Here is a 13,821-nt window from a genome sequence, read left to right on the forward strand (position 1 = left end):
CGACCAGCTCGCGATCGACCTGTCGGCCCGGCTGCTGGGCGAGCAGGCCGGCTCCGTGGTGGAGGCGGGCGTGGACGTGCTCGTCGTCGGCGCCCACCTGCGCGGGCAGCCGCTGCACCCCGAGCTCGAGGCCCTAGGCGCGCGGTTCGTGGCGAGCGTGCGGACCAGCGCCGCCTACCGGCTGGTCGCGCTGGACACCGTGCCGCGCAAGCCCGGGCTGGTGCGGACCGGGTCCGGCGCGCCCGTCGCGGGGGAGGTGTGGCGGCTGTCCGCCGGTGCGCTCGGCGCGTTCCTCGCGGCACTGCCGGCGCCGATGTCGCTCGGGCGGGTCGAGCTCGAGGACGGGACGTGGGTGGTCGGGTTCGGTTGCACGGCCGAGGCGGGGGCTGCGGGGGTCGACGTGACCGACGCCGGGGGGTGGGTGGCCGCGCTCGCGCGGGGGATCGGCGTGCCGCGCGGGTGAGGGGCCCCTCGTGTCGCGTGCGTGAGTGGTGTCTCGTGCGGTGCTCGGCTCCCGATGTCGGTGCGGTGAGCGCCCTGCCCGGCGAGCGTTCCGCGTGATCGTGCGGAACTCTCCGGGCCGTCGAGCCCGGTAAACGCTGTCATCGTGTCGGGGGTCAGCGGTACGGTCCCCGAAACGGTTCGACGGCTGGGGGGCCGACGATGCGACGTGCGGTGCTGTGGGGCGTGGGAGCCGGGGTGCTCGCGATCCTCATCTGGGTGGTCGAGGCGCACAGCTTCTTCCGACCGCTGCTCGCGGTCGCGCCGGTGGTGGTCTACGCGGTGGTGCTGCTCGTGCGGGTGGTCATGGAACCCAGGGGCGAACGGCCCGCGCTGATCCCGCTCGAAGCGGTACGGCGGGCTCCGCGTGAGGGGACTGAGCGTGAGGGGCCTTGGGGCGAGGCGACTCCGCGTGAGGAGGCTTCGCGCGAGGGAGCCGCGCGTGAGCGACCTGCGCGTGAGGGGGCTGCGGCGATGGCGGCTCCCGGCGCCGGGTTCGACGCGCGCGGCGCGCGTGCCGACGAGCTCGAGGACGCGCTGGGTTCCGTCCAGCCGGACTGACGCCGGGCGTCCTTCGGCATCGGGCGCTGGTCCCGTGCTCAGCGCCCCGGCCGCTCAGTGCTGGTGCGGTCCCCGGTCGCGCGCGGGGATGCGCAGGCCCGACGCTCGCAGCCGGCGGATGAGGTCGCCCGCGCTGACCGGGACGGCGCCGAGCCCCACCAGCTCGTCGTACCGCGCGTCCGGGATGTCGTAGTGGTCGAGGTCGAAGCTGCGCTCGGGGAGCCCGGCTCGCTCGGCGAACGCGTGCAGCTCGCTCAGGGACTCGTCGCTCACCAGGTGGGCCCACAGGCGGTCGTGCCGTGGCCACATCGGCGGGTCGACGAGCACGGTCATCCCCCGAGCGTAGGCCGCGCTGGCACCATGAGCGCATGGCGACCGTCGTGGGACTCGGAGCCTGGTGCGACGAGAGCGACGTCCCGGAGGCGGACGGGCTCGCGTTCGACGTGGACGAGTTCGCCATGACCTCGGACGCCGAGCGCATCACGATCCTCGACCGGCGCGGCTTCGCCCTGGCCCTCACCGGTGGCCGGTCGGTTGCGGAGAACCGAACCGCGCTGACCGCCGAGGGGCTGACCGCCAGCGTCCTGACAACCGTGCTCCCGGACGATGCCGAGGAGACCGGCGACGAGCACCGCTGGGCAGAGCTCGCGGCGGACCTCGTCGGGCGAGGCTTCGACGTGACCGGGGCCTCGCTGCGTGCACTGCCGTACCAGGTCGTCCTCAGCGAGCGCATTCGGACGCGGCTCGGCCGCTGAGGCGAGGGAGCGGACGGCATCCTTGGGCCGGCGCACTGCCGGCGTGCTCCGGCCGGCGTGCTCGGGTCGGTGTGCTCACGTCAGCGCCCTGCCGGCGTGGCCAGGACCACGCGCTCAGGACGGCGTGAACATGCGGGCCGCCTGGCTCTCGGCGTCGGCGTAGGTCCGTCCCGCCGCCTGCATCGCGTGGCTGATCTGGCCGAGCGCATGGTCGAGCCGCGTCGAGGCGGTCGACCACTCCTGCAGCACCGCCGCGAACTGGGTGGCGGCCGTTCCCCGCCAGCTGTCCTGCAGCGCGGTGAGCTGGCGCTGCATCGCGGCGACCTCCGTGCGGATCGTCGCCGCCCGCGTCTGGACCGCCGCGGCAGCCGTCGTGACCTGCGCGCTGTCGACCTCGTACCTGCTCATGCTGCCTCCCGACCGGCAGCGCCCTCGCGGCGTGCCTCTTCCGTCGACGCTAGGCGGAGGGGACGAGGCCGGGCGGGAGTCGCGCACATCTGTGGACGATGCTCGCCGGTTGGCGCGCTGTGGTCGGCTCGACGGCCGCCCTGGGCCGTCGAAGGTCCGGGGGCAGCGCACGCCAGGAGGCCGCGCCCCGCGAGGATGCGGCGCGCGCCGGGCGTCGGCAGCGGTCAGGCGGTGGTGACGGTCAGGCGTCGGTACCGGTCTGCTGCGGCGCCTCGTCGGCCAGCTGGGCCTCGAGCCTGGCCTGCTCCTTCTCGAGCCGCTGCAGCTCGGCGGACACGTTCTGCCGCGCGGGCTCCTCCCACGCCGCGCCGAGCGGCGAGGAGAACAGGGTCGCGCGGGCCAGCAGCTTCTTCAGGATGCGGATGCGCGCCCGGACGTAGTCCTCGACGGGCAGGTGCGCGTACTCGGCGCGCACGTCGTGCAGGTACGCCTTGTAGCGCTGCGGCTCGGCCGCGAGCATCGCCAGGTCGGCGTCGCACAGGACGGCGCAGTCGAAGTCGTTGGGGTCCGGCGAGTGCCGCACGAGCGCGACGACCAGGTCGTGCACGCGCTCGGCACGGTCGTCGGGGACGCCCAGGCCGATGAGCTCGGAGCGCGCGAAGCCTGCGCTCGCGGCCTCGTCCTCGCCGCCCTTGTTGGCGTACGACTTGGAGCCGGCCGAGTCGAAGACCACGCCGTGGTACCAGGCGGCGAGGCGGACCAGGTCCGGCTCGTGGGTCTCCTCGGCGAGCTCGTCGACGCGCACCAGGACGTCGACCAGGTGCTTGAGGTTGTGGAACTCGCGGCCGGGCTCGGACCAGCGGTCGACGAGCGCCTGCCCTACGTCACGGACCTGCTCGTCCGGCGCGGTGGCACCGGCTCCGCGTGCGCTGCGCTGGAAGGCCGACAGCAACCACTGCGGTGCGTCATGGACGCCCATGAAAAAACCTCACGACGGTGACTAGGACGCGCCATCGTAGCCCCGCGCGGGGGGCTGTGTGGGTCGGAACGGGTGACGGTTCGTCAGCCGGATGCGCGTGATCGTGCGGCGGCGACGGAGCACGGGAGGTGGACCGGACCGGGCCGCGCCGGAAGATGAGGAGACGAAGGCGTCGCGCTTTGTGGTCTAGACCAGTAGGGTCGTGCCGTCATCTCGATCCGTCACCGGAGGTAGACCATGCAGCGCGCCGTCGTCGTCGCACTCACCGAGGGGCTGCACGCGCGGCCCGCCGCCCAGTTCGTCGCCACCGCGGGGCGCCAGCCCGCGGCCGTCACGATCGCGCGCCCGGGCAGCGATCCCGTCGCCGCGGCCTCGATCCTCGCCGTGATGATGCTCGGGGTCGGCGCGGGCGACGAGGTCGTGCTGGCGACCGCGGACGACGGGGCCGACGCTGCCGCGTCGATCGACGCGCTCGAGCAGTTCCTGCTGCAGCCCGCCGTCGCCTGACGGCCGCCGACCGGGACGGCCAGCCCCCTGGTGGCCGTCCCGGCGGGACTAGAGGCCGAGCTCCTCCAGCACCGGCAGCGCCCCGCGCACCGCGGCGCGCGCGTCGTCGGCCGTGCGCTGGTCCAGCGCGAGCCGCGCCAGGCCCCGGCACTCCTCGAGCGTCACGGTCGCGAGAACAGCACCCACGTCGGGCAGTGCGCGCGCGGTCATCGAGAGCGACGACACCCCGAGCCCGACGAGGACCGGCGCGAGTGCCGGATCGGCCGCGGCCTCGCCGCACACCCCGACCGGTCGGCCCGCCGCCGCACCGCCCGCGCACGCCGCGGCGACGAGGTCGAGCACCGCGGGCTGCCACGGCGTCGAGAGCCGCGCGAGGTCGGCGAGCTCCCGGTCGGCCGCCATCGCGTACTGCGTGAGGTCGTTCGTGCCGACGCTCGCGAACCGCGCGTCGGCGAGCAGCTGACCCGCGCGCAGGGCCGCGGACGGGACCTCGATCATGATCCCGGCCTGCGCGAGCCCGTGCTCGGCGCAGAGGGCGACGAACGCGTCGGCCTCGTCGGCCGTGGCGACCATCGGCGCCATCACCCAGACGTCGGAGGTCGCGCCGTCGGCAGCCCGCGCGATGGCCGTGAGCTGGTCGTCGAGCACCTGGGGGTAGGACCACGACGTGCGCAGCCCGCGGACCCCGAGCGCCGGGTTCGGCTCGCCGCGCGGGGTGACGAACGGGAGCGGCTTGTCCGCGCCCGCGTCGAGCGTGCGGATGACGACGCGCCCGCCGGGGAACGCCGCGAAGACCCGGGCGTAGGCGGTCACCTGCTCGTCGATCGTCGGGGGCGTGGTCCGGCCCAGGAAGCCGAACTCGGTGCGGAACAGCCCGATGCCCTCGGCGCCCGTGGCCGCCGCAGCAGCCGCGCCCTCGGGGTCGCCGACGTTCGCGAGCAGCGCGACGCGGTGCCCGTCGGCGGTCCGGCCGGGGCGCTCGAGCCGTGTGGGTCGGGTCCGCTCGCGGGCCGCACGCTCGAGTGACGCGGCGTCCGCGTGCCGCACGACCTCGCCGAGCGAGCCGTCGACCAGCACGGTCTCGCCGTCGGCGATGTCGAGCGCACCGGGTGCCGCCACCACGCAGGGGATCCCGAGCGCGCGCGCCAGGATCGCGGTGTGGGCCGTCGGGCCGCCGCCGGCCGTGACGAGCGCGAGCACGCGCGCCGGGTCGAGCCGGGCGGTGTCCGCGGGTGCCAGGTCGCGTGCGACCAGGACGAACGGCGTGCCCGGGTCCGGGACGCCCGGCGGTCGCAGGCCCAGGAGCTCGGCGACGATGCGGTCGCGCACGTCCTGCACGTCCCGCGCGCGGTCGGCGAACAGGTCGCCTAGAGCGCGCAGCTGCTCCGCGACGAGCTCGGCCGCGTCCCAGACCGCACGCGCGGGGGTGGCCCGGTTCTCGAGCACCCGCCGGCGTGCCTCGGCCGCGAGCGACGGGTCCGCAGCCATCGCGGCGGTGACCACGAGGATGTCCGCGGCCTCGCCGGTGGCCGCCTCGGCGGCGCGGGCCAGGGTGTCCCTGACCCGCGCCGCCGCCTCGTCCACGGCAGAGGCGGCCGCGTCGAGGTCCGTGCCCGGCGGCGCCGGCTCGGCGGACGGCGCCGGCGGTGCGTCGGGCATCCGTGCCACGGTTCCCGCCCGTCGGCCCGGGCTCACCCCGAAGCCGCGGAGCACGACGGGCGCGGGGGAGTCCAGGCTCGACGGTGCGGTCATCGCGCGGGTGCCTGCTCGTCGACAGGAGCCGTGTCCCGAGCCTCGCGGGCCGCCTCGCGGTCCGTCGCGTCGGGCGTCTGGTCCGCCGTCGGGTCGAGCGCGAGCTGGCTGTCGTCGTCCTCGCGGCCCGGGGTCCGCAGGTTCCATCGCACGATGACGAAGCGGAACAGGAAGTAGTAGACGACCGCGTAGCCGAGCCCGATGAGGATCAGCGCGAGCGGCATCGTGGCGATGCGGAAGTTCAGCACGTAGTCGATCGCACCGGCCGAGAACCCGAACCCGTCCTTGATGCCCAACGCGTTGACCAGTGCCATCGACGTGCCGGTGAGGACCGCGTGGATGACGTAGAGCGGGTAGGCCACGTAGACGAACGCGAACTCGAGCGGCTCGGTGACGCCCGTGACGAACGAGACCAGCGCGGCCGAGCCCATGATGCCGGCGATGACCTTGCGGTTCTTGGCCTTGGACGTGTGCACGATCGCCAGAGCGGCCGCGGGCAGCGCGAACATCATGATCGGGAAGAAGCCGGTCATGAACGTGCCGGCCGTCGGGTCGCCCTGCAGGAAGCGGGCGATGTCGCCGTGGGAGACCGTGCCGTCCGCCGAGGTGAAGGTGCCGAACTGGAACCACGGCAGCGAGTTGAGGATGTGGTGCAGGCCGAGCGGCACGAGCAGGCGGTTGAGCGTGCCGTAGACGAACGCGCCGAGCGGGCCCGAGCTGGTCACCCAGTCACCGACCGAGTTGAAGCCGGAGTTGAAGGCCGGGTAGATGAGCGAGGCGAAGACGGCGACCAGGACCGCGACGCCCGCGGTGATGATCGGCACGAACCGTCGACCGCCGAAGAAGGCCAGATAGGGCGGAAGCTTGATCCGGTAGTACTTCTGGAACAGCAACGCCGTGATCAGTCCGATCACGATGCCGCCGAGCACCCCGTAGTTGATCAGCTCCTGCGTCTCGCCCTCCGCCGCCTCGCCCAGGACGTACGGCGAGAGCGCGTCGGTGACCCCGGTGAAGACCAGGTAGCCGATCACGGCGGCAAGACCGGTGGACCCGTCGGACTTGCGCGCGAAGCCGACGGCGACGCCGACCGCGAACAGCAGGGGCAGGTACTTGAACAGCGCGTTGCCGGCCGCGCCGAGCACGTCGGCGACGGGCAGCAGCCACGACGCGTGCGCGCCGAGGCCGTCGGGTCCGAGCATGTCGTCCTGGCCGAGGCGCAGCAGCAGCGCCGCGGCCGGCAGGGAGGCGATGGGCAGCATCAGCGAGCGGCCGATGCGCTGGAGCTGGGCGAGGCCGGGGAAGCCGCGCCGCTGAGCGACGTCTGCGGTGGCGGTGGTCATGGAGCACTCCTCGTTGCGTGTTCGACGACGTGCAGGGCAGGCGGTGGACGACGGCGTACCGAGCCGTCCGACCGCACGGCGAAGGCGGCGAGGGGGCTCGCCACCGGGGGGGCCTGTGTCTGGTCTGGACCAGTTGCGAGCAGACTGGTCTAGACCTCATGATGTGTCAAGGGTCACGTCGCGAGGTGCGGCGGAGGCAGCCGGTCGCCAGGGCATCACGCCTGGTGGTGGGTGTCGACCGGAGCCGCACGAGGGAGTGAGCCGCCAGGTGGACGAGTTCGAGCACGGTGCCGCGCACAAGTACCTGACGGTGCGCGACCACCTGGCCACGCTCGTCGCGCACGAGCTCAAGGTGGGTGACGCGATCCCGTCCGAGCGCGACCTGACCAAGCAGTTCGGCCTGTCCCGCATGACCGTCCGGCAGGCCGTGGACGCCCTGGTCACCGAGGGTGTGCTCGTCCGCGAGCAGGGGCGCGGCACGTTCGTCGCGCCGCAGCGCATCGACTTCGAGATGCGGCTGACCACGTTCGGCGAGGAGATGCGCAGCCGCGGGATGGAGCCGGCCACCACCGTGCTCACCGCGCAGGTGGTCGCCGCGACGCCGGACGTCGCGACGGCCCTGGAGGTCGAGCCGCGGGACAAGGTGCACTACCTCTACCGCGTGCGCAGCGCCGACGGCACCCCGATGTGCATCGAGCAGGTCTGGGTGCCGGTGGCACTCGCCCCCGCGCTCTTCGACGGCGGCCCGCCCGCGAGCATGTACGCCGCGTTGCGCGACGCCGGGCTCGCGCCCGAGTGGGGCGAGGACACGCTCTCGGCCGACGAGGCCACGGACACCGAGGCCTCGCTGCTCGGGCTCGGTGACAAGCGGGCCGTGCTGCGCGCCGAGCGGCGCACGTTCAGCGTCGACGGCGCCGCGATGTTCTCGCGCGCCTGCTACCGCGCGGACCGCTACAGCATCTGGGTCCCGCTGCGCGCCCCCCGCCCCACGCTCGTGCCGCGACGACGCAGCACGCAGGCAGACACGACATCCCCGGAACCGGTGACCACCGGTTCCGACGCCACGACCACCCCGGCGCACGCCCCCGCGACCGCCGGAGCATCGGGAGGACGGCCATGAGGCCTGAAGGCAGGGAACAGGCGGCAGCGATCCTCGCCGCGCTGGGAGGGGTCGACAACGTCGACGAGATCGAACCGTGCACCACCCGGCTGCGCTCGCTGGTGCGCGACGCCGGGCGGGTCGACGCGGCGGGCCTGCGGGCCGCGGGCGCGTTCGGGGTGATGATCTCCGGCCGCGTCGTGCAGGTGGTGGTCGGCCCCCACGTCGACCTGATCGCGACCGATCTCGACGAGCTGATGTGACAGGGAGCAGCAGATGACGAAGGCGGAGAAGATCCTCGCGGCACTGGGCGGCGACGCGAACGTCGTCGACCTCGAGCCGTGCATCACCAGGCTGCGGGTCGAGGTCGAGGACCCCTCGCTCGTGGACGAGCCCGGCCTGCGGGCCGCGGGAGCCATCGCGGTGGTCCGGTCCGGGATCGCGTTCCAGGTGGTCGTCGGCCCCGAGGCCGACACGCTCGCGTCGGACATCGAGGACCTGCGCTGATGGCGGCGCTCACGGTGCTCGCGCCGGTGACGGGTCAGGTGCTGGGCCTCGGCGAGGTGCCGGACCCGGTGTTCTCGGCGGAGCTCGTCGGGCCGGGCCTCGCGCTCGACCCGTCGCGCGAGCCGCGCTCGCAGGTGCTCTCGCCCATCGCCGGGACGATCGCCAAGCTGCACCCGCACGCGTTCGTCGTGCAGCACGACGACGGCCGCGCGGTGCTCGTGCACCTCGGGATCGACACCGTCGAGCTCGGCGGCGAGGGCTTCACGCTGCACGCCGCCGAGGGCGAGCAGGTCGGTGCCGGGCAGGTCGTGGTCAGCTGGGACCCGGGCGTCGTCGCCGAGGGCGGCCGATCGCCGGTGTGCCCGGTGGTCGGCCTCGAGGCGACCGGTGACGCGGTGACCCGCCTGGCCCGCCCGGGCGACACGGTCAGCGCGGGGGAACCCCTGCTCAGCTGGGCGTGAGCCCGCCGGGTGCGCTCGTCGGGCCGCCGATCGGCAGGACGACGCGGACCGTGGTGCCGCCGCCCGGCGTCTCGAACAGCGCGACGGAGCCGTCGTGCGCCGTGACGATCGCGGCGACGATGGCCATGCCGAGCCCCGAGCCGCCCGACGAGCGGCCGCGCGAGGCGTCGACGCGGTAGAACCGCTCGAACACGCGCGCGGCGTGCTCGGGGTCGATGCCCGGGCCGTGGTCGCGCACCTCGACGACGCCGTGCGTGCCGTCCGTGCCGACGGCGATCTCGACGGCCGTCCCGGGCGGCGTGTGCCGCGCGGTGTTCCCGACGAGGTTGTTGAGCACCTGGCGCAGGCGCGGCTCGTCGCCGACGACCACGCACGCTCCCGTCGCGCCGCCCTCGACGAGCGGTACGAGGCGCGGCGTGCGGCTCGGGTCGAGCGCGTGCAGGTCGCTGAGCGCGTCGGCGGCCAGGACGGTGAGGTCGACCGGCGTGCTCTGCAGCGGCCGGCCCTCGTCGAGGCGCGCGAGCGAGAGCAGGTCCTCGACGAGGCCGCCCATGCGTGTCGCGGAGTCCTCGATCCGGCGCATGGTGTCGTCGACCTGCTCGCGCTCGGTCAGGGCGCCCATCCGGTACAGCTCGCCGTAGCCGCGGATGCTCGCGAGCGGGGTGCGCAGCTCGTGCGAGGCGTCGGCGACGAACCGGCGCATGCGCGCCTCGGAGGCCGTGCGAGCGTCGAAGGCCTGCTCGATCTGGGCGAGCATGGAGTTGAGCGCCGCGCCCAGGCGGCCGACCTCGGTCGAGGGCGGGGTGGCGGGCACGCGCTGGGTGAGGTCGCCGTCGGCGATGGCCTCGGCCGTCGCCTCGATCTCGCGGAGCGGGCGCAAGGAGCGGCGCACGGCCCAGCGGCCGGCGAGCGCGCCGACGAGGACGATCGCCAGGCCGCTGAGTGCGAGGACGAGGACCATGGAGCGCACGGTGTCGTGGATCCCGCCGAGCGGGAGGCCCACGCTCACGGCCCCGAGGTACTGGCCGTTCTGGTTGTCGCTCACGGGGTAGACGACCATCCGCCACGAGGATCCCGACTGGTCGGAGGTCACCGTGAACGGCTCGCCCGAGCGCTCCTTGGTCTGCTCGGCGGTGAGCGTCGGCACGTTCGGGGTGCCGTACTCCTCGATCACGGTCGGCCGGGCCCAGTAGCCGCTCGCGCCGGCCGCGTTGGTGAGCTGCATGTAGTAGTCCGTGGGGACGTGCGACTCGTCGGACCCGGGCGAGAACGGCGCGAACGTCGACCGCGCGAGCGCGGTGGCCGACGACTTCCCCTCCGTCTCGAGCTTGTGGTCGATCTGGTCCATCAGGCTGCGCTGCAGCAGCGTCGTCGCAACCGCCCCCGCGACCAGCAGGCCGACCGCGAGCAGCACGAGCATGATGCTGATCAGTCGCCCGACGAGCGGCACGCGGTCCCACCGGGAGCGGATCCCGGCGAAGCTGCGCCGGCGGGGAGCCTCGGGCTGGGACTCCTCCGCCGTCATGCCGTCGCGCGCAGCAGGTAGCCCACGCCGCGCTTGGTGTGGATCAGGGGAGGCAACCGCTGGCCGGACGCGTCCTCGACCTGGTCCACCTTGCGGCGCAGGTAGGAGATGTAGGACTCGACGATGTTCGCGTCGCCGCCCCAGTCGTACTGCCAGACGTGGTCGAGGATCTGCGCCTTCGACAGCACGCGGCCCGGGTTGAGCATGAGGTAGCGCAGCAGCTTGAACTCGGTGGGGGACAGCTCGATCTCCTGGCCGTCGCGCCGCACCTCGTGCGAGTCGTCGTCGAGCTCGAGGTCGGCGTACCGCAGGATGCGGGCGTCGTCGTCGCGGTCCGGGCCGGTGCGGCGCAGGATCGCACGGATGCGGGCGACGACCTCCTCGAGGCTGAACGGCTTGGTGACGTAGTCGTCGCCGCCGACCGTCAGGCCCTGGACCTTGTCCGCGGTGTCGTCGCGCGCCGTGAGGAACAGGACCGGGGTGTGCTGGCCCTTCTCGCGCAGGCGCCGCGTGACGGTGAAGCCGTCCATGTCGGGGAGCATCACGTCGAGCACCAGGAGGTCGGGCTCGACCTCGCGTGCGAGGCGCAGCGCCGAGGCGCCGTCCGCAGCGGAGTGGACGTCGAAGCCGGCGAACCGCAGCGACGTCGCCAGCAGCTCGCGGATGTTCGGTTCGTCGTCGACGACCAGGAGCGTCGCCTCGGGCTCGTGCGCAGTCATGCCCCGATCATGGCCCCGTCCGCTGAGAGTTTCCTGGAAGCCACCCGGACGCGCAGCGGTTCCGGCATTTCGGACGCGGGGCACCCCGGCGGTACCGTCGAACGGTGACTTTCGTGCTGACCGTGGTGCAGAACGCGCCCGACGTGCCCCTCGACCGCCTCGAGGGCTGGTTGCAGGATGCGACCCTCCGCGTGGTCCGCGCCGACCTCGGCGAGACCCTCCCCGCCGTGGGCGAGCTGGGAGACGGCCTCGTCGTTCTCGGCGGCCACCAGAACGCGTACGACGACGAAGCGGCCCCGTGGCTGCCCACCCTGCGCGCGCTCCTCGCCGACGCCTCCCGTTCGGGTGTCCCGACGCTCGGCATCTGCCTGGGCGCCCAGCTGCTCGCGGTCTCCCGCGGCGGCCGGGTCACCGTGGCGGCCCCTCCCGGGACCGAGGCCGGCGTGGTGCCGATCTTCTGGCGCCCCGAGGCCGCGGCCGACGCGGTGTTCGGGCCGCTCGTCGCCGGGCTCACCGAGCGCCGCGTCACCTGGCAGCCGACGCTGCACTCGGATGCGGTCGTCGACCTGCCGGCCGGTGCGGTGTGGCTCGCGTCGTCGAACCAGTACCCGTACCAGGCGTTCCGGATCGGCTCGGCGTGGGGCGTGCAGTTCCACCCCGAGGCGTCCACGACGACCCTGCGCGACTGGGCCACGTGGGACGGCGGCGTCGACACCGACGCGATCCTCTCGTCCTACGCCGAGCGCGAGGCCGAGCTGGTCGAGATCGGTGAGACGCTCGTCGGCGGCTTCGTCGACCACGTGCGGGCGACCGCCGCGCAGCGCGTCGACGCCTGACGCCTCACCCTCGCCACGCCTACCCCTCGTCGGGCGTCACCTCGGTGACCGAGCCGTCCTCGACGTGCCACCGGCGCGTCAGCCGGACGGTCTCGAGCATCCGGCGGTCGTGCGTGACCAGCAGGATCGTGCCCTCGAACGCCTCCAGCGCGGACTCGAGCTGCTCGATCGCGGGCAGGTCGAGGTGGTTGGTCGGCTCGTCGAGCACGAGCAGGTTGACCCCGCGCGCCTGCAGCAGCGCGAGGGCGGCCCGGGTGCGCTCGCCCGGTGAGAGCGACGCCGCGGTCCGGTGCACCTGGTGGCCCGCGAGCCCGAACTTGGCCAGCAGCGTGCGCACGTCGGCGGTGGGCCAGTCCGGGACCTGCGCGGCGAACGCGTCGACGAGCGTCTCGTCGCCCTCGAACGCCTTCCGCGCCTGGTCGACCTCGCCGACGAGCACACCCGAGCCGAGCTGTGCGGTGCCCTCGTCGGGCGCGAGACGGCCCAGCAGGAGCGCGAGCAGCGTGGACTTGCCCGAGCCGTTCGGCCCGGTGACCGCGACCCGGTCCTGCCAGTCGAGCTGCAGGTCCACCGGCCCGAGCGTGAACCCGCCGCGCCGCACGACCGCGGCGCGAGCGACCGCGACGACAGCACCCGAGCGCGGCGCGCTCGCGATGCTCATCTGCAGCTGCCACTCCTTGCGCGGCTCCTCGACGGTCTCGAGCCGCTCGATCGCCTTGTCGGTCTGACGCGCCTTGGCCGCCTGCTTCTCCGAGGTCTCGCCCCGGAAGTGCTTGATGTGCTTGTCGTTGTCGGTCGCCTTGCGGCGCGCGTTGCGCACGCCCTTCTCCATCCACGCGCGCTGCGTGCGGGCCCGCTTCTGCAGCGTCTCCAGCCGGGCCGTGTAGCCCTCGTACGCGGCGCGCGCCTGCTGGCGGGCGATCGAGCGCTCCTCGAGGTAGGCGTCGTAGCTGCCGCCGTAGACGCGCACCTGGCGCAGGCTGCGGTCGAGCTCGACCACGGACGTGACCGTCCGGCTGAGGAACTCGCGGTCGTGGCTCACGACGACGATCGGCGCGTCGGCCCGCTGCACGAAGTCCTCGAGCAGCGCGATGCCGTCGGCGTCGAGGTCGTTGGTCGGCTCGTCGAGCAGGTAGAGGTCGAACCGGGACAGCAGCAGCGCCGCGAGCCCGACCCGCGCGGCCTGCCCGCCCGACAACGCGGTCATCGGCAGGTCGAGGTCCACGTCGAGGCCGAGGTCGTCGACCACGGTCCCGATGCGCGAGTCGAGGTCGGCGCCGCCGAGGGCCAGCCAGCGCTCGAGCGCGTGGCCGTACTCGTCGTCCGACCCCAGGGTGCCGGCCGCGAGCGCGTCGGCCGCGGCGTCCATCGCGGCCTGCGCGTCGGTGACGCCGGTGCGCCGCTCGAGGTGGGCGGCGACGCTCTCGTCGGGCCGCCGCTCGATCTCCTGGGCCAGCAGGCCGAGCGCCGCGCCCGGCGGAGCGACCTGCACGGTCCCTGCCTCGGGCGCGCGCAGCCCCGCGAGGATGTGCAGGAGCGTGGACTTGCCCGAGCCGTTCGGCCCGACGAGCCCCACCACGTCACCCGGCGCGACCACGAGGTCCGCCCCGGTGAACAGCTCCCGGTCGCCGAAGCCGGCGGCGACCCCCTTCGCCTGCACGGTCGCCGTCATGACCCCATCCTCCCTGACGGGGCCACCTGATTCCCCGGTGGCCCGGCCGGCGCAGCCACGCCGGGAACGGCTCGCGTACCCGCCGAACGAGGGCAGCCGGCTCCCGTGGTTGCCGGATGGTCGCAGCAGGCGCTGCGATGCGGGGCGCGGTGCGGGTGGGTGTGCGACACGCCGCGCGAGATGCGGCGCGTCGCACACC

At 74.0% G+C, this 13,821-nt stretch carries 17 protein-coding genes; 9 read left to right on the forward strand and 8 right to left on the reverse strand.

Annotation, left to right across the window (positions count from 1 at the left end):
* Nucleotides 1-463, forward strand: a 463-nt coding sequence (locus D1825_RS18165; RefSeq protein WP_456064388.1) for an amidase, incomplete at its 5' end; no start/stop codon positions are given.
* Nucleotides 464-663: 200 nt separating this feature from the next.
* Entirely contained in the window at nt 664-1,062 is a 399-nt protein-coding gene (locus D1825_RS03885) for a hypothetical protein (protein ID WP_138067426.1), read from the forward strand.
* A 54-nt stretch (nt 1,063-1,116) separates the two neighbouring features.
* Here the strand turns inward: D1825_RS03885 and D1825_RS03890 are convergent, their stop codons facing one another.
* On the reverse strand, nt 1,117-1,395 hold the full coding sequence (locus tag D1825_RS03890) for a DUF4031 domain-containing protein (protein ID WP_118766155.1): 279 nt from the start codon (nt 1,393-1,395) through the stop codon (nt 1,117-1,119).
* Nucleotides 1,396-1,430: 35 nt separating this feature from the next.
* Between D1825_RS03890 and D1825_RS03895 the strand changes: the two genes are divergently transcribed.
* A complete protein-coding gene (locus tag D1825_RS03895) occupies nt 1,431-1,817 on the forward strand; it encodes a hypothetical protein (RefSeq protein WP_118766156.1) in 387 nt (128 codons plus the stop codon).
* 114 nt (nt 1,818-1,931) lie between these two features.
* Here D1825_RS03895 and D1825_RS03900 read toward each other — a convergent pair whose 3' ends face one another.
* On the reverse strand, nt 1,932-2,225 hold the full coding sequence (locus D1825_RS03900; protein WP_118766157.1) for a WXG100 family type VII secretion target: 294 nt from the start codon (nt 2,223-2,225) through the stop codon (nt 1,932-1,934).
* Between the two features lie 241 nt (nt 2,226-2,466).
* Nucleotides 2,467-3,204: an HD domain-containing protein gene (locus D1825_RS03905; protein WP_118766158.1), complete on the reverse strand. Its 738-nt coding sequence runs from the start codon at nt 3,202-3,204 to the stop codon at nt 2,467-2,469.
* 237 nt (nt 3,205-3,441) lie between these two features.
* Between D1825_RS03905 and D1825_RS03910 the strand changes: the two genes are divergently transcribed.
* Complete coding sequence (locus tag D1825_RS03910; RefSeq protein WP_118766159.1) at nt 3,442-3,711, forward strand: HPr family phosphocarrier protein; 270 nt, start codon at nt 3,442-3,444, stop codon at nt 3,709-3,711.
* Nucleotides 3,712-3,759: 48 nt separating this feature from the next.
* Here D1825_RS03910 and ptsP read toward each other — a convergent pair whose 3' ends face one another.
* Together ptsP and D1825_RS03920 are read right to left on the reverse strand one after the other, a co-directional pair.
* Nucleotides 3,760-5,463: a phosphoenolpyruvate--protein phosphotransferase gene (gene ptsP, locus D1825_RS03915; protein WP_118766160.1), complete on the reverse strand. Its 1,704-nt coding sequence runs from the start codon at nt 5,461-5,463 to the stop codon at nt 3,760-3,762.
* Nucleotides 5,460-6,803: a PTS transporter subunit EIIC gene (locus D1825_RS03920; protein ID WP_118766161.1), complete on the reverse strand. Its 1,344-nt coding sequence runs from the start codon at nt 6,801-6,803 to the stop codon at nt 5,460-5,462. Before D1825_RS03920 ends, ptsP begins: the two co-directional genes overlap by 4 nt.
* Nucleotides 6,804-7,071: 268 nt before the next feature.
* Here D1825_RS03920 and D1825_RS03925 point away from each other — a divergent pair, with 268 nt between their 5' ends.
* From D1825_RS03925 to D1825_RS03940, 4 genes are read left to right on the forward strand one after another with little or no spacing between them, the layout of a single operon-like run.
* Nucleotides 7,072-7,923 carry a GntR family transcriptional regulator gene (locus D1825_RS03925; RefSeq protein WP_233549611.1) on the forward strand — a complete coding sequence of 284 codons (852 nt, stop codon included), beginning with the start codon at nt 7,072-7,074 and terminating at the stop codon, nt 7,921-7,923.
* On the forward strand, nt 7,920-8,165 hold the full coding sequence (locus D1825_RS03930; protein ID WP_118766163.1) for a glucose PTS transporter subunit EIIB: 246 nt from the start codon (nt 7,920-7,922) through the stop codon (nt 8,163-8,165). Before D1825_RS03925 ends, D1825_RS03930 begins: the two co-directional genes overlap by 4 nt.
* 13 nt (nt 8,166-8,178) lie before the next feature.
* Nucleotides 8,179-8,409, forward strand: a complete 231-nt coding sequence (locus tag D1825_RS03935; protein WP_118766164.1) for a PTS transporter subunit EIIB — start codon at nt 8,179-8,181, stop codon at nt 8,407-8,409.
* Nucleotides 8,409-8,870 (forward strand): PTS sugar transporter subunit IIA, encoded by a 462-nt coding sequence (locus D1825_RS03940; RefSeq protein ID WP_118766165.1) that lies wholly within the window; start codon nt 8,409-8,411, stop codon nt 8,868-8,870. Before D1825_RS03935 ends, D1825_RS03940 begins: the two co-directional genes overlap by 1 nt.
* On the opposite strand, the gene D1825_RS03945 is transcribed toward D1825_RS03940, so the two are convergent.
* Entirely contained in the window at nt 8,857-10,395 is a 1,539-nt protein-coding gene (locus tag D1825_RS03945; protein WP_118766166.1) for a sensor histidine kinase, read from the reverse strand. The two genes, D1825_RS03940 and D1825_RS03945, sit on opposite strands and share 14 nt — an antisense overlap.
* Nucleotides 10,392-11,114, reverse strand: a complete 723-nt coding sequence (locus D1825_RS03950) for a response regulator transcription factor (protein ID WP_118766167.1) — start codon at nt 11,112-11,114, stop codon at nt 10,392-10,394. Before D1825_RS03950 ends, D1825_RS03945 begins: the two co-directional genes overlap by 4 nt.
* Nucleotides 11,115-11,218: 104 nt before the next feature.
* On the opposite strand from D1825_RS03950, the gene D1825_RS03955 reads away from it, so the two are divergent.
* Nucleotides 11,219-11,950 (forward strand): type 1 glutamine amidotransferase, encoded by a 732-nt coding sequence (locus tag D1825_RS03955; protein ID WP_233549612.1) that lies wholly within the window; start codon nt 11,219-11,221, stop codon nt 11,948-11,950.
* Between the two features lie 19 nt (nt 11,951-11,969).
* On the opposite strand, the gene abc-f is transcribed toward D1825_RS03955, so the two are convergent.
* Nucleotides 11,970-13,622, reverse strand: coding sequence for a ribosomal protection-like ABC-F family protein (abc-f, locus tag D1825_RS03960; protein ID WP_118766168.1), 1,653 nt, complete (start codon nt 13,620-13,622; stop codon nt 11,970-11,972).
* Nucleotides 13,623-13,821 lie beyond the last annotated feature (199 nt).

This window comes from Cellulomonas rhizosphaerae (assembly GCF_003470205.1).
GTDB classification, from domain to species: domain Bacteria; phylum Actinomycetota; class Actinomycetes; order Actinomycetales; family Cellulomonadaceae; genus Cellulomonas; species Cellulomonas rhizosphaerae.